Below are 21,258 nucleotides of genomic sequence, written 5' to 3' on the forward strand. Positions count from 1 at the left end.
CCGCATATTTGAAATTACCCATAAAAAATGGTCATCACTCAATCGCGATGACCATTTTTTATATTATCGGCCGAGTTTTGTCCCAGCCTCTTTTTTATTTATATTTATCATCGGTTATATAACTGAATGCCTTTTTGTATTGGCCTTTGTTTTTGTAATAGCGGACGAGCATGTCGGAGAATAACAAATGCACAGTCTTCTCTGTGGGTGTTGCAGATGTATAAGGAAGTAAGACATTTTCTAAATACTTCATGCTTTCCTCTATCTGCCCATCTAATTCTAATAGATAGTAATTCGCATAGATTCTGAAGTTTTCAAATCCAAATCTCTCTGAAACTTCTAGAAGTCTTGTAAATGTAGCTTTAGCATCATCCTTCTTCTTCAACTCTAACTCCGTTAATCCTAAGTTAAACAGGCAATTTCCAAATTGAAGATCTTCTTTTCCATAATGATTCACTGCCATATTAAAGTAAGCTAATGCCATCGAATAATTGCCCATCTTATAATATAAATCCCCCATATTGTGATAAATATGTGGAATCAGCTCTTGCTGGTTAAGCAATTGCGCATTACGGAGTAGATGTTCATAATACTCTGCTGCATCTTCATAAATCTTTGCATGTGCACAATTAATAGCTAAAGACATCTGAGCATGAAGAATCCTTTTGTAATTGTACTGCTGACTTAAATAGTCCAAAGCCTTTTTCCCATAATAAATAGCTCTACTTGGCTCTTCTAAATAGGTTTTCACAATACTTAAATGATAGTAGACCTCCCCCTCAAAACCAAACAATGTTGGTGTACTCTGAATTACATGGTCTAGTCTATCATTTGCCGAAGCTAGTTCCCCTTTTAACATCTCATGCAGACCCAACAAGTACTCATATAGAAGTTCTTCTAGTGGTGTAAACTCTTTACGTTTTTTCTTTAATGCTTTATGAATTTGCGGAATCTTATCGTATTCATACTTTGCAATGTGGAAACGGTTTTTAAGTAATAAAGCCATTACGTGATGTGGCGTATAGGAAATAAAATCTGCGTAAGCCGTTATTTCCGAATATACAAATTCGGCTTTATCATAATCTGTGTATATCAAGTGTTTAGTTAATAGATTTAGAAGGTTTTTTATGTGATTTAACTTTTGGTTAATCATTTGTTTAGAATAACCAATTCGTTTTAATAATGTATCTAACTCTTTATCTGATAAGTCTTCATCACTTGTTAATTTTGAATATAAGGAGGAAGCGGGATCATAGTAAAGAGACTGTTCTTCCAGTTGATCAGTTATAAATAATTTATAGTTCATGTCTATGCCTACTTTACCTTTTTGTCTAATGATAGTAGAAAATAGTCATCTACACAAAGGAATATTTTCCAATTAGATATTCAATTAGACGAAAAACAATAAAAAAAAGAGGCCTAGGCCTCTTTAGAATCAATCAATTGGTGGCAAAATTGGGATAGTCGGTGCTCTGCCTGCCCCGAGAGGTGAAGCAAAATCTGGTGCTGCCAATACAGTAATTTCTGTACTTACACTGAAGAAAAGTGCAAATGCTAAGATGGCGGTAAAAACAAGACGTCTTTTCATATGAATCCCCCTAATTTTTAATCTAATAATTGAACTGCTTTGTCATATTGACCTTTTTCCTTAAAATAATCTGCTAATAGTTGTGAAAAATAATAGTGCGATTCGTGAAGATCAGGTTGCTTTTTAGTGTAAGGTAAGACTTTATTTTCAAGGTATAACATTGCCTGATCCGTCTGCTCTTGAATAAAGAGAGAATAGAAATTAGAAAACAGATGATAATGTGTTATTTTTGAAGCCAGAGCGATATCATTTAATTTTTGAAAACTCATGTGACTCTCTTCTAATTTACCCGCCTCATATTCGGATATTGCTTTATTGTAAAGGCAAAGCATATACAACTCTGACTCTTCTGGTAATAGCCTCATTGCTTGATTAAAATAATCCACAGACTCATCATACTTTACTTCAGTATGATACAAATCGCCCATATTATGATATATCTGTGGCAACAAGTGGTTCATGCGCAAAACACGAGTATTCCGTATTAAATGACGATATATTTCTTCTGCTTCATTAAACATCTTCGCCCTTGAATAATTTACTGCTAATAGCATTTGAGTATTTACAATTCTTACAAAATTAAAATCCTCTTTAAATTGTTGTAAAGCATTTTTACCATAGAATATAGAAGGACTATATTGATTCAAACCCGACTTTATTAAAGAATAGCTGTAATTAATTTCACCAATATATTCTGGAGTTAAAACTGCTTGTTCAATTAGCTGAGCAAATTGTATGTCTGCTTCTTCCACTTTCCCCCTTAATAATAAAGCTAATGCACTAATATAAGAATGTAAATAGCGCTCTTGTTGGGAAAAGTTTTGCTTGTGTGAATGTAACCATTTTAACTGTTTATCTGTGGAATCCGGATCATTCATAAATATAAAATAGCGGGTTTTGTATAATTCATACAAATAAAGATGCTCAGTAAATGGAATCAAATCTTCTTTATTTTTAAGAGTAGCATAGGATTTAGCTGCCTCTTCTCGCTCTACATAATACATCTGATCTGTAAACTGCTTCAACAGCTCTTTAATCTCCACTTCCAACTTCTCAACATCCTGCAAGTCTATACTTAGGCGCTCTAAGAGTAAGCGAATTGTCTCTTCGTTGGCTTCTTTGCTGTTGTTCTCAATCTTACTCAAATGAGGAACGGAACAAATCCCATCTGCAAGGGTTTGTTGCGTAAGACCTTGCTTTGTACGATGGAACTTAATTAAGGATCCTATCTTCATTTTTCCTCGACCTCCCCTCGGCTCTCCTTTATTTTAGAACAAATTTTCGGAATTAACAAAACAAATAATGGAATGTATAGACAGGGAAATAGTAGAAAATGTTGGGAAAAGAGAACAAATATTCGCTCTAAAGTTTTCCCAATAAACAAAATATTCTGCCCATGCTATAGTCATATCAGCACCACACCCAGCTCTTTGCAAAGAAGATCGGGAACAGCTTGTGCGAAATCGTGAAGTAGAATGCTTAGCGCTATCATTCCACTGAATCGCTCGCACGAAACCTTTTGAACGTATCCCTTGGTACTGAGTCTACTAATGAAGGGAGTGAGTGGTTGGACACTCGCTCGTTAAAAGTAGCCAACATGCAGAATCAAAGCGATACCAAAAAAGGGAGTCCTACATAATGAGGACGAAAAAATTAGACAATGGTGGAGGAGAAGAGACGTATGAAGATGAACAAAGCAAAAGCAATCGTGATGAGTGGATTACTGGCATTATCCATGGCTGGCTCGATGACGAGTGTAGCAGCAGCTGAAGTAAACGTGAATGCAAACGGTGGCGAAAAGATTCGTGTTCTTATTGAAGCATCAGCTTCTAGTGGCGGCGTATCAACAATGAGTCAATCGAAAGCACAATTGAATTCCGCTAAAGCAACTTACGGGAAACGTTGGGAGTTTGCTAATGGCAACTCATTCTCTACTGAGATGACGGAAAAACAATTTGCTGCATTGCAAAAGAACAAGAACCTTAAAGTGACGAAAGTTGATCAAGTGACTGTAGCAGCTGACATGCGCGCAGCGAAAAAGCCAGGTACTGTTCAGGCAACAGCGCAAACACCTACACAACAAGTCCCTTGGGGAATCAAGTCAATCTACAATAACAACAACTTAGCCTCTACAAGCGGTGGCGGTGGTATTAACATCGCAGTTCTCGATACAGGTGTAAATGTTAACCACATCGACCTTGTGAACACTGTGGAGCAATGTAAAGATTTCACGACGGCTGCTGGTTTAACGAATGGTCAATGTAACGATGCTAATGGACACGGTACGCACGTTGCAGGTTCTGCATTAGCAGACGGCGGTAGTGACAAACTTGGACTTTACGGAGTTGCTCCAGATTCAGACCTGTGGGCATACAAAGTATTAGGTGATAATGGTTCAGGGTACTCAGATGACATCGCAGCAGCGATTCGCCATGCAGCGGATCAAGCAACAGCTACTCGTACAAAAACTGTTATCAACATGTCTTTAGGTTCTTCTGCTAACAACAGCTTAATCTCTAGCGCTGTTGACTATGCATATGGAAAAGGTGTTCTAGTAGTTGCAGCAGCTGGGAACTCTGGTCCTGCAGCAGGTTCAATCGGTTATCCTGGAGCTCTTCGCAACGCAATCGCTGTTGCAGCTCTTGAAAACCGTGTAGAAAACGGAACGCTTCGCGTAGCAGACTTCTCTTCTCGTGGGTTCACAGCAACAGATGGGGACTATGTAATTGGTGTTGGTGATGTTGAAATCTCTGCTCCAGGTGCAGCAATCTACTCTACTTGGAACAATGGTGGCTACAACACTATCAGTGGTACATCTATGGCGTCTCCTCACGTGGCAGGTCTTGCAGCAAAAGTTTGGGCACAAAACCCAACTTGGACGGCAGCTACATTACGTACAAACTTACAAAACCGTGCAAGAGCAAATGATATCTTAGGTGGCCGTGGTGCTGCAGTCGGCGATGACTATGCATCAGGTTTCGGGTACGCTCGCGTTCAATAATAATCTACATGTAAAAACCCCGTCTTCAGACGGGGTTTTTAGTATGTATGAAGTGTATAAAAGCCAACAACACTGAAATTTCGACTCCTCTGTTTCTCTAACATGGCTACTGAAGCTTTAACGCAGATTTTTTCTCCATTTAGAAACTCCACTTGAGTTTTCGATTCCGTTAGTTTTGTGAAGGTCATGAAGTGATTGAATAACCATACACAATCCAGATGATTCGGAGAGCACGTTGGGAATGCCGCCACACCTGGTGTTGCTATTAAAACCGGTACTTTCTTCGTATAACGCCGATTACTTAAAGCGCGCGTCGCTTCTTCCCTTCCTTTGTAAGACGCTCCATTGCGAATACATAATTCTTCTAACACTTGAAATGCTGTTAATTCTGAATAGTGCACACCGTCTTTGGTGAAAATAATTGATTTGAAAGGGTGTATATACCATCCTGCCACAGCATAGATCGATCGACTATCCACTCCAGATAATCTCCACTGTTCACCTATCTTCATTTACTTCTCCTTCTTAAGTCCGACTAATTTCAGTATAGCGTTCCATTTTTAGCCAGTAAATACTTTTATCTGAATTTTCCTCATTTTATGAAAGTTTCGTTTTGCAAATTTGTAGTTTTGTGGTGTAAACGACTACGTTTGCTATCCCAAACGTTCACTTGCTCTGTTCGCACGTACGAGAGGAACTCTGTAAAGTAAGACTCACCTAGGAAAACCCTACTTGTACAAGTACTAAAGGACAAAAAACATGCCCTCTTTTGAAGAAATTGCTGAAGCCTACCAACCGATGATTAGTTCGATCTTACGTAAAACGTTCATCTATAAAGATCATGAAACCTTTCGTCAAGTCGCTATGATTGCACTTTGGAAAGCATCAATGAACTATGAAGAGTCAAAAGGATCGTTTGCAGGGTACGCTTATCGCTGCATGTATGGAAGTGTGCTCGATGAGTTAAAAAAATCATTTAAGGATGTTCCAATGGAAGACTCTTACTTTATTTCTATAGAGGCAGAAGCGGTTTCGGAACAGATAAAATTAGTAATCAATAGTTTACCACTCCCTTATCAACAAGTGCTCTACTTAAGTTATTTTCACGGTTTGACAGCCGAAGAAATAGCAACTGCAATCGGTTTATCTACTGCTGGCGTAAAAAAGAGAAAGAAAAAGGCTTTGTCTCAATTACGGGAATTGTATTTCAATCACTCTTAGACTCTAATCGAGACGATAAAAAATCACAGTCACCTTTATTGTAGGAGACTGTGATTTGGGGGTCTTATTTAAATTGGAGGACCATGATACCACGACGTAGTAGAACATAGCCTTCTTTTTCAAGCTGCTTCAAAATTTGAGAAGCGAAGTAGAGAGTCAAACCCGCACGTTCTGCAATTTCACTTTTTGATGCTTCAACCACGCGTTCTTGATTCATCAATTCAAAAACGGCTTGAACGACTGCGTGGACTCGGTTTGGTGCATGGCTTGAAAAAACCATAGATTCTTCCTTTAATGTTTCGAGAAAACGTTTTTTTAGTCCAGATACATATGACTGATCCATCGGTCGTGTTGCAAGAATACTTGTACTGTTCATGATGCATTCCTCCTCAGCTCTATTCTTCTATAACTAAGTATAGCAACCGAGTTTTTAAATAGATAGGACTTGGGGGTTGGGAAAGTTTACGAATTTAATTTCATTTCCATCCAACTATTGACCCAAGAAGCTACTTCATTCAGTCTAGTAGTTGCTTCTTCTATTGTCGATTTGTGTACGCCAATGTAGTACTTTATCTTTGGTTCCGTACCACTAGGGCGTAAACAAACCCAAGTTCCATCAGATAAAACAAATTTTAGGACATTAGCTTTTGGTAGACTTAATTGTTTTAGACCTATACGGGACTTTTGAACTTGGGAAAGATAATCTTCTATATAGAGAACTTCGCTATTTACTAGCTCAAAAGGTTCTTCCTGACGTACGGTTTCAAGTGCTTTACTAATTTTTTCAGCACCTGTTGCCCCTTTCACTGTCACTGAAATCAATTTTTCTTTAAATACGCCATAGGTTTCATATAACTCTTCCAAGCCATCTAAAAGTGTCATTCCACGTTCTAAGTAGGAACTTGCCATTTCCGTTAAGATAAATACTAATTGGATAGCATCTTTGTCCCGTGCAAATGTTTTTGCAAGATAGCCATAGCTTTCTTCATATCCAAATACAAACTGATAGGATGGATCGTGTTCATTTTCTCGAACTTTCTCCCCAATAAACTTGAATCCAGTAAGAACATCTTCTACAGTCATGCCAAAACTCTCACCGATGGCACGTCCCATTTCCGAAGTTACAATTGTTTTGTAGATATAACCATGTTCGGGTAGAGTCCCGGCTTTTTGGTGTTGGGAAAGAATGAAGTGTAGTGCCAGTGCTCCGGTCTCATTTCCATTCAATAATTTATAGGATCCTTGATGCCAAACTGCAAGTCCTACTCGGTCACCATCTGGATCGACAGCGATTAGAAGGTCAGATTGGTGGTGCTTTCCGTATTGAATCGCAAGTTCAAATGCACTTTCATCTTCTGGATTTGCGGATGTTAACGTAGGGAATTCTCCGTCCGGCTTCATCTGCTCCTCTACATAGGCAAAGTTGGATACCTGTAGGTTGTCTACAATTTTTCGTACAGTAGATCCTGAAGCCCCGTGAAGAGGTGTAAATAGTGTGCGCAATGAAGTTGACTGAAGCTTTTCTTTATTGAATAGCACGGTTTCAACTTTTGAACAATACCGTGTATCTAGCTCGTCGCCAATCTTCGTTACATTCTTATTTGCATAAGTAGGGGCATCCAAACTTTCTGGTGCACCAATTTGCTGTATAGATGCTACAACTTTTTCTGCATCTTCAAGATTTAACTGTGCCCCGTCTGGCCCGTAGATCTTCAAACCATTATATTCAGGTGGGTTGTGACTTGCTGTAATCATCATTCCCATCGAGCACCCTAATTCACGTACAGAGAAAGACAGTTGAGGCGTTGTTCTCGGCTCAGCGTACAAATAGACTTCAATCTTACAGTCACTTAGTACAGCCGCAACCTCTGCTGCAAATTCAGGAGATTTTCTTCGATTGTCATAGGCAATCACAAATCCTTTTTCGCTCTCTTCTGGAGCAAGCGACTGAATATAAGCAGCGATTCCGTGAGCAACACGGCGAACGGTTAAGATATTCAACCGATTCGTCCCTGCACCAATCACTCCCCGCATCCCTCCTGTTCCAAATTCTAATTCTTGATAAAATGCATCGAATTTTTGTTCGTCGGACATTCCGAGTAGTTCTAAGCGTAACTCCTCATCTAATGCCTCCGACTCAAGCCAGCGATTATATAGTTCGTTCATTGGTAGTCCTCCTAGTTTTCTGTAGCTACTTGTAGACATATGCGGATAGAAGATACTAGGTCGTCATGAGACCAACTCGGCACTCTTCCATGCTCAATTGCCAATTCGTGTGAAGCTGGAATGTGGATAAATCCAGATTGCATTGTGGGTGCTTGCTGCTCTGCGTAACGACGTCCTGCATACATGATGTTGTTGCACAAATAGGTACCTGCAGTATTTGAAATCTCTGCTGGGTATCCAGCTGCCGTTAGGGCTTGAATCATTTGACGAATGGGAAGTGTTGAGAAGAATGCTTCTTGTCCGTTCGGGTCAATAGGTTCGTCTTGGGGCGCGTGCCCTTCGTTGTCGGCATCTCCATCTTTACTATTGATGGCAATGCGCTCTGGAGTTATTTTCGTTCGGCCTCCCGCAAGTCCTAAAGAGATATGTATATCTGGTTTCAATTCATTTAAAAGTTCAATCAGTACGTCTTCGGACCGATTGAAATCTACAGGAAGTATACGCCCACAAATTTTGTGGCCATTTATCTCCTCTCCTTGTAACTCTTCTACTATCTTCATCGTCGGATTAAGTGAGAAAGATAAGAATGGCTCGAAGCCTGTTAATAGTAGTGTTTTCACCTGTTTTCCCCCTCGTTTATGTCTTCTACAGTATACCTCAAAATAAGGTGATTTTTGATAGGCAAAAGTGAAAAAGTAGGAGTATACTTCAAGTAGGAGGTGGAGAAAATGCACGATTGGCAAAAGAAATTGTCGGAGTGGCAGCAGGCAGGAATACTGGATCAAACGGCTGTAAATGCAATTCTTCAGTACGAAGAAAAACAACCGGTCAAACGCAAGATCCCTTTATTACTTTCTATCGGTCTCATCTTTCTAACGCTTGCGGTCTTTAGCTTTATAGCAGCAAACTGGAGTGTGATTCCAGACATTTTAAAAACCGTTACAATTCTTCTCTTCATGTGGATTGCGTATGTACTTGCTTACTTTTCTGAAAAGAAGCAGATTGGTCAGCCTTTGATTTTCTATTTAACAGGGTACGCATTCTTTATTGCAGCCGTTTTAGTGACTCTTCAAACATTTCATTTATCTACTTCAAATTCCATTCTACCTTGGCTAGCCTATTTAGCAGCTTTAGCTCATCTCTATTTAGTGAAACATCCATTGTTTTCTGTCGCTAGTTTTATAGCGGGGACACTACTCTTATTCTCGTTCATGCCTGATGTAGGCTGGGTTGAATGGCTCGTATTCATTGCCATCACTGCAACGTATTTCTATGTGACGAATCGACCAGAAGCTATTGCGTTTAGTTATCTTCATTTGTTTGGGGCAGGTCTAGTTCTTTGGATACTCGTTGAGTATGAGAGTGCACTTTGGCCGCTTTGGACACTTTTTGTATTAGCTGCGCTAGTTTTTGTTCTACCAGACAAAAAACTAGTTATCCGTCCATTGATTCAAGTCATTGCAGCGATTACTGGAATTGGATATCTCATTGCGAGAGCTGAAACTGATTTTTCATTGGTCGATTTGAGTTGGTTAGAATCCGGTGCTCTAGCAGTAGTTGCCCTTCTATTTGGATTCTTCGCATGGCAGAAGGACCGACAAATTGTATGGGTAGCAGCACTTGGCGTGATTGGTTTACTTCTCTTTGATGAGACGGCAATCGGCTTAACGATTTTGGCCGAACTACTCGGTTTTGGCTATTTATTCTTCGCACAGCGCGAGGGCCGATCGTTAAAAAGCGGATTCTTGTTCTTTATTTTGATCCAATTTGTCATTTACTTCATTTATGCATGGCAACGACTTGATATGGCATTGTTCTTCTTACTGGGCGCGATTTTATTGTTTGTTCTTGCAGGAATCGGCTGGTGGTTGAACCGCCGGAAAGAAGGTGCTGCACAATGAAAAAGTTCAGTTTACCACTTATTCAAACACTTGCAGTAGGCGCTATTCTACTCAGCTATTATGCAACGACTTGGTTTGGTGATGAGTTTGTATTACGTGCTGAACCGTATGACCCTTGGGATCCGTTCTATGGAGAATATGTTCTTCTTCAATATCCGGACATTAATGATGCAGTTCGGGATGCAGGCTTTCAAGATGGAGATCGAGTTCACTTTTCATTGACTGAAGGAGAAGATGGGTATGCTACGATAGATCGAATAGAGGCAGAGAATTTCTTCGGAGCGCTTGATGGCACCTATTGGGGGAATAGGGTGTCCGTAGAGAATTTGGAACAGTTTTATGTAGAACAGGGACAAGGTCTGGTGCTAGAAGAGGCTGTTGATTTGAAAGCCACTATTTATGTCAGTCCGTGGGGAACTATTCGTCCGGTGGATTTAGAACCGCGGGAGGAGTAGCTTTAGATGTGAAACTGACTGATTGCAAACCAGAATGTACTTTAAATAGCCTGATTCATCTTCCGATGATTGCTTTCAAGAACAAATTAAGAACGAAAAGGACTGGGGCCGCTCAATTCGAGCGGCCCCAGCGCGATTCTTCTTAGTTTCCCCTTACACAATCTTCTCCAGCTGAATCCGTCTAATTGAAGTGCTTTCTTGCAGGAAGTTGTTCCTTCCATATTTGGCTGAGTCGGCTCCGCCTCTAGCTGTTTACAAAACTAGACTATCTTGCTCTTACTAACTTAGTATCAAACGAGCTGTGCTAATGCAAGGCTCGATTCAGCATCTTAACAAACATAGTTGAGGACAGCGAGTACTATGAAAACTATTTGAGTTTCGATAAAAGCTTTAAAATCAAACTGAGCATGTGTTCATTAGGCAACATTCTTGATGTGATTAAAGTTGGGTGGAGTGGAGGGGCTGACTCCGAAGGGATCAAAAGCGGAACGTGAGACCCCACAGGCGTGATCTTGGGCCGAGGAGGCTCACGACGCGCCCTCGGAAAGCAGTCCCGCAATGGAACTCAACTGCTTAAAACGCACATAAAAGTGACAAGTAATAGACAAAAAATACCACAAGCGCTAAGCTCATGGTATTGATTATGAAAAACAAATAAATTTTTAAAGCGATAGGTCTTGCGGCTTTTCGCCTTTTTTATTCATTAAACGTGCAGACTCAGGAGTAACCTTTAAAATCACGAGATTTGGATCATTCGGACCGTCAAACCAAGTTTTCATCCCGTCATTCCAAATTTTCTCTTTCAAACTATCATCTTCAGATATCGAAATGCGACCTAAAATCTCCAAATACGCATCTCCAAAACCTTCCCCATCATAACCGATTAAAATATGTGTATAAGGATTAGATTCAAGCTCATCTACTTTTTCAGAACCTTTACTTGTAGGTGTATACAATGTAAATTCTTCATTATAAAAAGTCATATAACGACTATGTGGCTTTCCTTCACTAACCGTTGCCATTGTTCCTAAGCGACTTTCCTCTAAAATTCGTAATGCCGTTTGTTTTGCCTCCATCATCCACCACTCCCTTTACTCGAATTAGTAAAAGTATTCCCTTCTCTAAAGGAAATAAACGCCCGGTTAGTAGGCGGTAAACATCTGCACCCAATAGGTTCCATAGTCTCCGCCGCCTTCTGTATATCCAAACCCGATATGAGTGAATAAAGGACTGACGATGTTTTCATAATGGCCTGGACTGTTCATCCATCCTTCATGTACTTCCTCTACTGAACGTTGCCCCGCCGCAATGTTTTCCCCAGACGCACGCCACTTAATTCCGAATTGGGTCAACATATCGCTAGGTCCGCCATAAGTGGGCGATACATGATCAAAATAATTCGAGGTAAGCAAATCCTGTGCTTTAAGCTGTGCCACTTTTGCTACACTCGGATCATAGAGTAGAGGCTCCACACCAACTTCTGCTCGTGCTGCGTTTACTTTATCAAGCAGCGATTGTTCGTACGTGGAAAGATCGACAGGCTCCACACTTGATGGGAGAACAATTTTCACCTTTTCTGTTTCGGACAAATCAAATTCAAGAGGAATTACGACACACCCTGCCAAAAAGAGAACTAGTATGGTATACAAGACACTACTTGCAAATGGTCTCATCTTCTTCCCCCTAACTTTTAAAAACTTACTTGACTCCAGCGTAAAATCTCAGTACTCTTAATATGTGTTAACCGAAATAAATAATAGGTTAACTCATTTTATATAAAGGTGGATGAGCAACATGAGAAATGAACAGTTAAAGATGATGATTGTTAGTGCATTATTTGCAGCAATCATTGCGGTATTCGCACAGATTTCAATTCCGCTTCCGTTCTCACCTGTCCCAATTACAGGCCAGACATTAGCAATTGGACTAGCAGCAACAATACTAGGAAGCCGCTACGGAACTTTATCCGTAGGAATCTATTTATTGCTTGGAGCAGTTGGTGCGCCAGTATTCGCAGGGATGAGTGGCGGCTTAGGTTCTCTTGTAGGTCCAACTGGTGGTTATTTAGTTGGATTTTTACCAACAGCATTTATAATTGGCTGGTATCTTGAGAAAACAAGTTTTTCCGTAAAACAAGCAATCATTGCCAACCTAATTGGGATGATTGTCACGTTAGCCTTCGGAACAGCATGGCTCAAGGTTGCTGCAGACTTAACTTGGACAGCAGCCATTGCAGGCGGAGTTACACCATTTATTCCACTAGGTATAGTAAAAGCAGTACTTGCAGCAATAGGAGGTATTGCTGTTCGTAAACGTTTAGAAAGCGCTCGATTGCTTTCGATTCAAACAAATTAATGCTTCATTCGGTCCGGAGATTTGAATTTCCGGACCAATTTATTTGCTGAATACAGCAGTAGCATAGCTGTAGCGGCTCCTAAGCTATCTATTGCTACGTCCTTCGCTTGTCCTCCTCGTCCATCTACAAATAGCTGATGAAACTCATCCGTTACTGCATAAAGAGTAGCAAATCCCCATGCGTACAAATATCTTTTTTTAGAACGATCAAGTGCTAGCCATAAAATAAGAGCGAGTCCAAAGTATGCTACAAAGTGTGTTGACTTTCGAAGCAGATAATTAATTGTTTCCATAGAATACGAATCTTGTCGTGTTAGACTTTGAATTGTTTCTATAATCATTTGTGTAATGCCCGTACTTAACTCATTTGATACATCAGCTGGTTGATGGGAAAAATAAAAAATACCACTCATATAAATTACTACGATAGACCACCAAAACTTTTTTGACACAATGTTCCTCATTTCTTCTGTTGCTTTTCCTTTACTTTCTTTTCTCTCTTCGCATCAAGGTATTTGATGAAATTTAGATAACTAAATAAAAAGGCTAAAAATACAGTTACGTTTCTTGCTGTTTCACCTGCCGACATTAAAACATCTAGTCGATCAAGTTCTTCATTACTCTTTCCATTGTATCCCATCTCAACAATCGTATACAAAACAATCGCACTTAGAAAAACACTGACGCCACCAGCAAGAACACTGATTAAAATAGACAACATGCCCTCTGGTAATTTAGGTAAGACTTTCTTCGTTGTAAAATAACCTACTGCCACGAGTGAGATTGGTACTGTGAAAAAAATAAATAAGAAAGGAATAGTCACGGAAACAGCTGCAAGTAATAAGAGAACTACTAGTAGAGAAATCTTGGTACGCTTAGAAATTTTCACAAAATCTATCCTATCTAATTAGTATTTTGAATCACTCTTATTATACTTATCAAAAAGTTACATTCCTAGTTTCTTTCTATGGCATAATAGACTTTAACTAGAGTCGGAGGTGAGGCAGTGCGAATCCATCGAATTTTCCATGAGCTTGAGTCTGATTTTTTATCGCTCATGACCCAAGCATTTGATCAAATAGATGACTTATTGTTTGTGATGCGGTTCACTGGCAAAGACTATGAATACATTTATGCAAATAGAGCGGCTAAAGATACAGTGAATTTGCCTGATTTGTCTAACCCGGTCTACTTACATGATGTTGTTTCTGAAAGTGCTTACAAACGCCTGTTTTCTTATTATGAAGAAGCAAGGATCACTCAAGAGAAAGTCCTTTTCACTGCACCTATCGAACATAGGGGACAACAAATCATTGGTGAGAGCTTGCTTACTCCTGTGTATATGAAAGAGCACAACCTTCACTTTATTCTTGCAATTGTACGTGACATCACAAGCCATGAGCAAGCATTGCAGAATTTAAAAATAGCCCAAAAAGAACTAGAAGAAGAAAGACTGCGATTGGAATCGTTGATCGAATACAATAATGAAGCGATCTTCCAAGTAGATGATAATGGAAAAATCGTGAAATGTAATCCTGAAGCAAAACGCTTTTTAAAGGGAACATCAGATGAAATACAATCCACTTACCTATCTGACTGGTTTACAACAAACTTTTTTTCAGAATGGTTCACTACTGATCCAAAACCTATGAAAAATTCACAACATGAGCTCTGGATTACACTACGGAATCAAATCGAGCGGCACTACATCAAAGTGAAATTTATACCTATTCTTATTGCAACCACTCGCCAAGGCTGGTATGTGTTAGTGCGTGACGCAACAGTTGAAACAACTATTCAAGATGAGTTGCAACGAATGGCGTTTATCGATCATCTTTCCGGCCTCCCGAATCGTCGCGCTTTTGATGACCGTCTTGACTATTTACTTGAACAAGCAGGCCAAACCGGAGACTATGTTGCCGTGTTCTTATTAGATGGATACAAATTCAAGCGCATCAATGATGAATTTGGCCATGACACGGGAGATGCTGTTATTCGTGAAACCGCACATCGACTGGAACAAGTTGTTCGAGATCAGGATATGGTAGCACGCTTCGGAGGCGACGAATTTGCGATTATTGTGCCTCATATAAAAGAGTTAGATATAATCAATAACTTGGCATCTCGTATTCTCTCTCAATTTGAACAGCCCTTTTATTATCGAGGAAAAGAAATTTCAATAAGAGTAGGAATTGGCTGCTCCCACTTTCCAGGGACCGCTAAAAATAAAAATCAACTTTTAAACGAAGCCGATTATGCACTTTATGAAATCAAAGAAGGTCCAGGGATTGGATTCAGGCTCTACAAGTAAGAATGAATAACGTATAAAACTTGGCTAAATGCCAAGTTTTTTAATTCTCTTATAAATTACATCTCCACCTTTTGAATCAAGATAAATAAAAAACTGTTTAATTTCGTTATACTTTCTTCGCAGGTGATTTTTTGTCAATAAGCTATCTGAATTAAGATTGAAAAATTTAATTTATTCTTAATATTTGTAACACTTATGTAACGATAAATTATAGTTAGTTTATGGTAAATTTTTAATTGTTACGCAATTCAAACTACTAACAGGGGGAAATTTAGTGAATCAGAAAAAAACTATCGTTATCGCTATGGCTACAGCATTAGCATTAAGCACAGCTTCATTCGGAGCTCCTTCTTCACAAGCTTCCACTGAACTATCTAAACACATTTCAAGCTTTTCTCAACAAAAGCCTCAATTGCCTACAAATTTGCTTCTTCAAGTACCACAAGATGAAAATGAAGTTGTTCGAGTAATTGTAGAAATGGAGGAAGCTCCTGGAATTGAAGAGGCCACTAAACTAGGTAAACGATACAAAGACCTGTCGGAAACTGAACAAACTGCCATAGAAACTAAAATTAAAGGTAAACAAAATAAAGTTAAAGAAAATGCTAAGAAGAAAGTAAAAGGAATTCAGTTTAAACAAGAATTTACAACCGCTTTCAATGGCTTCTCTGCTGAAGTTACAGCTAAAGAATTAGAAAACTTAGCAGATGTTGAAGGTGTCAAAGCAGTTTATGAAGCCCTTGAATATACACGTCCTGTTGAAACGCCGGAAATGACAAGTTCTAAAGAGCTCGTTCAAGCACAGCTGGCATGGGAACAGTACAACTTTAAAGGTGAAGGTATGGTCATTGGTGTTATTGACTCAGGAATTGACCCTTCACATAGAGACTTTGTTCTCTCAGAAGATACGAATGAAGAATTAGAATCTAAGGAGATTTCAAAGTTAGTTCGCCAGGGAAAAATTGAAGCTGGAAAATACTTCAGTGATAAAATTCCATTTGGCTATAACTATATGGATGATAATACAGAAGTTCGCGACCTAGGCCCTGGAGCAAGTATGCATGGACAACATGTTTCTGGAACAGTCGGAGCAAATGGTGATGAATCCAATGGAGGAATTAAAGGCGTTGCACCAGAATCCCAGATTCTCGCTTTAAAAGTATTTGGTAACGACCCTGAATTTCCTTCAACATTCGGTGATATTTATGTAAAAGCAATTGATGATGCAATAAAGTTAGGTGCAGATGTAATAAATATGTCACTTGGATCTACTGCTGGATACCAAAATGGCGATAGTCCAGAGCAACAGGCAGTTTCTCGTGCTCAAAAGAACGGAATGATTGTATCGATTTCTGCTGGAAATTCGGACATGTTTGGTTCAGGAACTTGGTATCCTTCTACTGAAAACCAAGATTATGGACTAACTGGATCTCCTTCCGTTTCGAAAGATTCGTTCGGAGTAGCTTCGTTTGAGAATTCAGTTCTAGCTGCTAAAGGTTTTAGTTATCAGGTGAATGGTGCGGATGCTGGAGAGGCACTTTATTTATTGGCAAACGATGTAGAACCTAAAGCAGATACTGAGTTTGAATTAGTTGATGCAGGTTTCGGTTTACCTGAGGATTTCAATGGAAAAGACCTCTCAGGCAAATATGCACTTGTATCACGTGGTCAAATTTCATTTGTTGAAAAAGGTTTGAATGCACTGAACGCCGGAGCAGCAGGTGTAATTGTTTACAATAATGCTGCCGGTACAATTAACATGGCGTCAGACCCTTCTATCACAATTCCGTATATGTCTGCTCTACAAACAGATGGATTGGCGATGAAAAATGAACTGACTGCTGGTAATAAAGTATCTGTAACTTTTGATGGTAGAATCGTTAACACTGCTAACCCAGAAGCAGGTAAAATGAGTTCATTTACATCATGGGGGCCTACACCAAACTTAGACTTTAAACCAGAAATCACTGCTCCTGGTGGAAATATTTATTCTACATTAAATAACGATACGTATGGTTTAATGTCAGGTACTTCTATGGCTGCTCCTCATGTAGCAGGTGGTTCGGCCTTAGTATTAGAGAGAGTTGATCGCGAATTTAAAGCAAAAGGTGCAAAACGATCATTACTTGCTAAAAACTTGTTGATGAACACAGCAAAGCCTATCGAATTGACTCCAGGTGAATACGTTTCGCCTCGTCGCCAAGGTGCTGGGATTATGCAACTAGCGAATGCTTTAGAAACAGATGTGCTAGTAACTAATAAAGAAACAGGTGAAGCAAAGGTTGCTTTAAAAGAAATTGAAAATGGCAAATTTGAATTCACTTTGAATGTTGAAAACTTTGGAAAAACTGAAAAAACATATAACGTGGGATTACAGCTGCAATCTGATGCACCAGTAAACGTTGGCGGCGGTAAATTTGTAACTATTTCAAATGACTCTAGATACGGCTCTTATGTATTTACAGAAGGAACTGAAAACTCTGAAGAAGATTCTTACGAGTATAAAGCAAACTTCGAAAATTCAATTACACTAAAAGGAAAAGAGTCGAAGGAACTGAAATTTGTTGTTGACGCTTCCTACTCCCAATGGTTAAAAGATTACTTCACAAATGGCTATTTTATTGATGGATTTGTAACACTTACAGATGCAACCCCAACTGAAGAAGATGAAGTCCTACAGCCTCTTGTAGTTCCATTCTTCGGATTTAACGGGTCATGGGATGATGCACCTATCTTCGATAATGATTTATGGGAAGAAGAAGACACGTTCTGGGGCTTCCAAGGCCTTTATACGCCAACTGCGAATGGTTTATCACCTTTATTAGGTAAGTCATCAGCTGAGGATAGTGTAGATCCTAACTCATTTGCTTTCTCTCCAAATGGGGATGGGCGACAAGATACAGTACAGCCGATTTTGTCGTTAATGAGAAATGCAAAGGAATTCCAAGTAAATGTGGTGGACGCTACGGGTCAAGTAGTAAGAACGCTACGTAACGATTATGATTTAAGAAAGAATTACATCGCGTCAAATCCTTATGTATTTAATTCGGGATACTCGTGGGATGGCAAACTGAATGGAACTATTGCACAAGATGGTCAATACAAAATTCAGTTGAAAGCAAAAGTTGATTTCAAGGATGCTCAGTGGCAAGTTAAAGAATATAGTCTTTACTTGGATACAACATCTCCAGAATTATACACAGATTATGACGGTGATACGCAATTAGTAAATCTCGATATTCGAGAAGAAGGTTCTGGCTTTGATCGACTGGAAGTAGTGGTTGATGGTAAGGTGGCAAAAACAATCTATTCTACTATTGAAACAATTGATTTGAATGAATTTGAAGGTTCATCAGTACAACTAGTGGTTTGGGATGTTGCTGGTAATTCAAGTTCAAGTCAAATTGTTGGAGAATCAGTAGACAACAGTGATTCTACAACTCCATCCACACCGGTAGAACCAGATTCAACGCAAGATGAGACATGGAAATCTAGTTATGATGCACCGGTTGTATCAATTAAATCACCTGGTTTCTTCTCCGTAAGCAGTCAAAAAAATGTTGTGGTAACAGGTCAAGTAACAGACAACTCTAAAGTAGTGTCCGTCAAGGTAAACGGTCAAATTGCGAGTTTTGATGGTCTGAATTATTCAGCGCCTCTATCGTTTAAAGACGGTGTACATGTTCTACGGGTAGAAGCTTTAGATGATGAAGGTAATGAAACTTCTGTTCAACGACAAATTTTCGTTGACACGACTCCTGCTACAATTTCTACAAAAACGAAGAAGTTTGTAGCTGCTTCTAATGCAACAAGTTTCGAGTTACCAGTAACGGTCAAAGACAATTTTGATGAAATTCGTTTATATCTCAATGATAGTGAGATTTATTACAATGCTCAATCAGAGCCTTATGGCATGACTCCTTTCTCTCGTACTACAACTTTATCCGTTCCATTAACAGGTGCATCTACAACTGCAACCATTAAAGCAGTTGATTTGGCTGGGAACGAAACTGAGTTTAAGGTCACTATTGATAAATCTTCTAAAGGTAAGAAATAAACTCAATAAAAAAAGCCGCCAGCGCTGGCGGCTTTTTCTAATTATTCTTTTCTTGTTAAAACTTCAAGCGCATAAATCACAGCAGTGATTGTATGGAATGCCCATCCAACGAATGGAATCCAAGCGATTACGCTCGTGACCATTCCAAATATCGCCCCAAGTTTTGCTCCATTGTTTTTAAGCGCTAAAACTAATACAACAGCGTGAATGACAAAGCCAAGTCCAAGAGCACTATACCCTGTTGAAACTACTATCGTTCCTCCAAGAATAGGAATCGCTAAAATCACTTGAAAAATCAATGCAATGATCTTTGCAACGCGTAAATTACTCATAATGTTCGCTCCTTTAAGTATGATGACTAACTATACGGTTGATAAATGAAATGGTTTCATTTAGTGTCCATCAATTTAACTAGTTCTTTAAACGTAGTTATCTTTTCATCATAGTCTTCAGGTGTTCCAAACCCGTAACTTGCAAAGATAAATGGAATTCCTGCGTGGCGAGCTGCGTCGAGATCACCTTGTGTATCTCCTACATAAACTGCTTGATCAATTGAATTCCGTTCCATTACGAGGAGTATATTTTCCCCTTTAGACAAGCCTGTTCGACCAGGATTTTCATAGTCTTTAAAATAAGATTCTAAGCCATGTGCTTCGTAAAATGCTTCAATGTAGCCGTCTTCACAGTTCGAGACAATATAGAGGTCATGTTGTTTGGCTAGTAGTTTTAAAGTTGCTTCTAAATGATCAAATAGCTTTCCACCCTTTTGGCGAATCAGTTTCTGATCAACTACCGCACAAGCATCCATTAACTGTTTGCGGCGTTCAAGTGTTTCATCTGGAAATAACTTCTCCGCAATGACGGGTATTTGCAAGCCCATTAAATTCCCGATGTCTTCTTTCGTAAATCCAGAATGGTCTGGGATATGGTGTTGGATGGCTTCCGTCCAGGCTTCTGCGATCGTCTGACGAGAATCCCACAGCGTACCGTCTAAATCAAAAATAATGCTTTTCATTGTGCACCTCCCTGCTGCTTCTCTTTTGCGAGTTTCCGATTCCGTTTCATTGACTTTGTAATATATCCGCCTTTAAAGTTACGAGGCTCATACGAGACGATAAATGCATTAGGTTCATACTCACTGACGATTCGAATAAATTCTTGCTCTCTGTCACGTCTAGCCGTACAGTCTAGGCGGTAACGTCGTGCTTCATTCATCCCCTCCACTTCAGATGTTGAAACACTAAACCCTTCACTGCGAAGTCGATCAATCATTTCTTCATTCTTGTTCATCACATTTACTTCCAATGAAACAAATCCTATTGCAAGTCGTTGCTCGAGGGTTTGGCCTAAATAAATCCCTATACCGAAACCTAGTGCATAAGAAACCATATTCATATAGTTTGAAAGATCACTAAATACGATTCCAAGAGCTACTACATAGATAATTCCTTCTAATATTCCAAAGCTAGCTGCTTTTGCTTTCATTCCCTTAACCATCATGATAGTTCGTAATGTAAGTATTGGAACATAGATCAGCTGTGCGATAAAGATAATCACAGCATCCACCATTTAACCACTTCCTTAATCGGTTTTGATTTGTCTAGTCTACCAGTACATCTTCACCCCATGCAAGAACTTAGGAATATACTCCCTATTTTTGGATTGCAAGTTTACGTATTGAGTAGCGGTGGAACTGTAGGAGTGGCAGCACATTTTCACATTCCTAAAAAACAAGGAGGCAATTCATTTATGGAAAATCGTTATTACAGAACGTTTGACAATGAGCAAGACCTTCAAAATGAAATGGATAGATTACGTGCAGAGGGATATACGGATGAAGACATGTATGTTATGTCAAAACGCGAGGACCGGATGAGTATTTATAGAGGTCACAATGACCATGAAGGCCATGAAAAAGAAGGTCTATGGGAGAAATTCAAAGAATTTGTTACCGGAGACGATGAGTCAAATGAACATTTTAATCGCATGAGTTTTGAGGAAAGTGAACGAAAACAATATTATGATGATGTTAACAATGGAAAGCATTTGCTTTATGCGGACCGGGAATACGGTAGACGCCCGCTCTAAAGCACTAAAAGCTGCCTTAACTAAATGCATACAAAAAGAGCGCTGGTTGGACAGCGCTCTTTTCTATGCCAGACAATGGTTGGCACTAAGTAGTACGTTTTAGAATTAAAATAGT

General features: G+C 39.3%; 22 protein-coding genes. 8 read left to right on the top strand and 14 right to left on the bottom strand.

Annotation, left to right across the window (positions count from 1 at the left end; translation table 11 throughout):
- Positions 1–94 precede the first annotated feature (94 nt).
- From JOD03_RS09135 to JOD03_RS09145, 3 genes are all read right to left on the bottom strand, one after another.
- A complete protein-coding gene (locus tag JOD03_RS09135) occupies positions 95–1,306 on the bottom strand; it encodes a tetratricopeptide repeat protein (protein ID WP_204590531.1) in 1,212 nt (403 codons plus the stop codon).
- Positions 1,307–1,435: 129 nt separating this feature from the next.
- Complete coding sequence (locus JOD03_RS09140; RefSeq protein WP_204590532.1) at positions 1,436–1,588, bottom strand: hypothetical protein; 153 nt, start codon at positions 1,586–1,588, stop codon at positions 1,436–1,438.
- A 17-nt stretch (positions 1,589–1,605) separates the two neighbouring features.
- Entirely contained in the window at positions 1,606–2,823 is a 1,218-nt protein-coding gene (locus tag JOD03_RS09145) for a helix-turn-helix domain-containing protein (protein ID WP_204590533.1), read from the bottom strand.
- Positions 2,824–3,275: 452 nt separating this feature from the next.
- On the opposite strand from JOD03_RS09145, the gene JOD03_RS09150 reads away from it, so the two are divergent.
- Positions 3,276–4,589: a S8 family peptidase gene (locus tag JOD03_RS09150; RefSeq protein ID WP_204590587.1), complete on the top strand. Its 1,314-nt coding sequence runs from the start codon at positions 3,276–3,278 to the stop codon at positions 4,587–4,589.
- Positions 4,590–4,627: 38 nt separating this feature from the next.
- Here JOD03_RS09150 and JOD03_RS09155 read toward each other — a convergent pair whose 3' ends face one another.
- Complete coding sequence (locus JOD03_RS09155; RefSeq protein ID WP_204590534.1) at positions 4,628–5,101, bottom strand: competence protein ComK; 474 nt, start codon at positions 5,099–5,101, stop codon at positions 4,628–4,630.
- 247 nt (positions 5,102–5,348) lie between these two features.
- Here JOD03_RS09155 and JOD03_RS09160 point away from each other — a divergent pair, with 247 nt between their 5' ends.
- On the top strand, positions 5,349–5,810 hold the full coding sequence (locus JOD03_RS09160) for a sigma-70 family RNA polymerase sigma factor (protein WP_204590535.1): 462 nt from the start codon (positions 5,349–5,351) through the stop codon (positions 5,808–5,810).
- Between the two features lie 64 nt (positions 5,811–5,874).
- Here the strand turns inward: JOD03_RS09160 and JOD03_RS09165 are convergent, their stop codons facing one another.
- From JOD03_RS09165 to pcp, 3 genes are all read right to left on the bottom strand, one after another.
- Positions 5,875–6,186 (bottom strand): helix-turn-helix domain-containing protein, encoded by a 312-nt coding sequence (locus JOD03_RS09165; protein WP_204590536.1) that lies wholly within the window; start codon positions 6,184–6,186, stop codon positions 5,875–5,877.
- Positions 6,187–6,272: 86 nt separating this feature from the next.
- Positions 6,273–7,976 (bottom strand): phospho-sugar mutase, encoded by a 1,704-nt coding sequence (locus JOD03_RS09170; protein ID WP_204590537.1) that lies wholly within the window; start codon positions 7,974–7,976, stop codon positions 6,273–6,275.
- Positions 7,977–7,987: 11 nt separating this feature from the next.
- The gene (gene pcp / locus JOD03_RS09175; RefSeq protein ID WP_204590538.1) at positions 7,988–8,596 is read right to left on the bottom strand and encodes a pyroglutamyl-peptidase I; all 609 of its coding nucleotides are present in this window, start codon (positions 8,594–8,596) and stop codon (positions 7,988–7,990) included.
- A gap of 108 nt (positions 8,597–8,704) precedes the next feature.
- Here pcp and JOD03_RS09180 point away from each other — a divergent pair, with 108 nt between their 5' ends.
- Both JOD03_RS09180 and JOD03_RS09185 read left to right on the top strand, forming a co-directional pair.
- Positions 8,705–9,877, top strand: a complete 1,173-nt coding sequence (locus tag JOD03_RS09180) for a DUF2157 domain-containing protein (RefSeq protein ID WP_204590539.1) — start codon at positions 8,705–8,707, stop codon at positions 9,875–9,877.
- Positions 9,874–10,332, top strand: coding sequence for a GDYXXLXY domain-containing protein (locus tag JOD03_RS09185; RefSeq protein ID WP_204590540.1), 459 nt, complete (start codon positions 9,874–9,876; stop codon positions 10,330–10,332). The genes JOD03_RS09180 and JOD03_RS09185 overlap by 4 nt, the downstream gene beginning before the upstream one ends.
- A 662-nt stretch (positions 10,333–10,994) precedes the next feature.
- Here JOD03_RS09185 and JOD03_RS09190 read toward each other — a convergent pair.
- A complete protein-coding gene (locus JOD03_RS09190; protein ID WP_204590541.1) occupies positions 10,995–11,408 on the bottom strand; it encodes a pyridoxamine 5'-phosphate oxidase family protein in 414 nt (137 codons plus the stop codon).
- Positions 11,409–11,474: 66 nt separating this feature from the next.
- A complete protein-coding gene (locus JOD03_RS09195; protein ID WP_204590542.1) occupies positions 11,475–12,005 on the bottom strand; it encodes a CAP domain-containing protein in 531 nt (176 codons plus the stop codon).
- A 121-nt stretch (positions 12,006–12,126) separates the two neighbouring features.
- On the opposite strand from JOD03_RS09195, the gene JOD03_RS09200 reads away from it, so the two are divergent.
- Positions 12,127–12,687 (top strand): biotin transporter BioY, encoded by a 561-nt coding sequence (locus JOD03_RS09200; protein ID WP_204590543.1) that lies wholly within the window; start codon positions 12,127–12,129, stop codon positions 12,685–12,687.
- Here the strand turns inward: JOD03_RS09200 and JOD03_RS09205 are convergent.
- Together JOD03_RS09205 and JOD03_RS09210 are read right to left on the bottom strand one after the other, a co-directional pair.
- Positions 12,684–13,139: a VanZ family protein gene (locus tag JOD03_RS09205; protein WP_204590544.1), complete on the bottom strand. Its 456-nt coding sequence runs from the start codon at positions 13,137–13,139 to the stop codon at positions 12,684–12,686. The genes JOD03_RS09200 and JOD03_RS09205 overlap by 4 nt on opposite strands.
- 8 nt (positions 13,140–13,147) lie before the next feature.
- Positions 13,148–13,576, bottom strand: coding sequence for a hypothetical protein (locus JOD03_RS09210; RefSeq protein WP_204590545.1), 429 nt, complete (start codon positions 13,574–13,576; stop codon positions 13,148–13,150).
- Positions 13,577–13,693: 117 nt separating this feature from the next.
- On the opposite strand from JOD03_RS09210, the gene JOD03_RS09215 reads away from it, so the two are divergent.
- Together JOD03_RS09215 and JOD03_RS09220 are read left to right on the top strand one after the other, a co-directional pair.
- Positions 13,694–14,998, top strand: a complete 1,305-nt coding sequence (locus tag JOD03_RS09215; protein WP_204590546.1) for a diguanylate cyclase domain-containing protein — start codon at positions 13,694–13,696, stop codon at positions 14,996–14,998.
- A 274-nt stretch (positions 14,999–15,272) separates the two neighbouring features.
- Positions 15,273–19,055 carry a S8 family serine peptidase gene (locus JOD03_RS09220; RefSeq protein ID WP_338032459.1) on the top strand — a complete coding sequence of 1,261 codons (3,783 nt, stop codon included), beginning with the start codon at positions 15,273–15,275 and terminating at the stop codon, positions 19,053–19,055.
- Between the two features lie 41 nt (positions 19,056–19,096).
- On the opposite strand, the gene JOD03_RS09225 is transcribed toward JOD03_RS09220, so the two are convergent.
- Genes JOD03_RS09225 through JOD03_RS09235 form a run of 3 tightly spaced genes read right to left on the bottom strand, consistent with a single transcriptional unit; the run spans position 19,097 to position 20,624 of the window.
- Positions 19,097–19,387 carry a hypothetical protein gene (locus JOD03_RS09225; RefSeq protein ID WP_204590547.1) on the bottom strand — a complete coding sequence of 97 codons (291 nt, stop codon included), beginning with the start codon at positions 19,385–19,387 and terminating at the stop codon, positions 19,097–19,099.
- A 56-nt stretch (positions 19,388–19,443) separates the two neighbouring features.
- Positions 19,444–20,070 carry an HAD family hydrolase gene (locus tag JOD03_RS09230; RefSeq protein ID WP_204590548.1) on the bottom strand — a complete coding sequence of 209 codons (627 nt, stop codon included), beginning with the start codon at positions 20,068–20,070 and terminating at the stop codon, positions 19,444–19,446.
- Positions 20,067–20,624 carry a DUF2179 domain-containing protein gene (locus JOD03_RS09235; protein ID WP_204590549.1) on the bottom strand — a complete coding sequence of 186 codons (558 nt, stop codon included), beginning with the start codon at positions 20,622–20,624 and terminating at the stop codon, positions 20,067–20,069. Before JOD03_RS09235 ends, JOD03_RS09230 begins: the two co-directional genes overlap by 4 nt.
- 180 nt (positions 20,625–20,804) lie before the next feature.
- Here JOD03_RS09235 and JOD03_RS09240 point away from each other — a divergent pair, with 180 nt between their 5' ends.
- A complete protein-coding gene (locus JOD03_RS09240) occupies positions 20,805–21,143 on the top strand; it encodes a YflT domain-containing protein (protein ID WP_204590550.1) in 339 nt (112 codons plus the stop codon).
- Positions 21,144–21,258 lie beyond the last annotated feature (115 nt).

This window comes from Chryseomicrobium aureum, from assembly GCF_016909155.1.
Taxonomy (GTDB): Bacteria; Bacillota; Bacilli; order Bacillales_A; family Planococcaceae; genus Chryseomicrobium; species Chryseomicrobium aureum.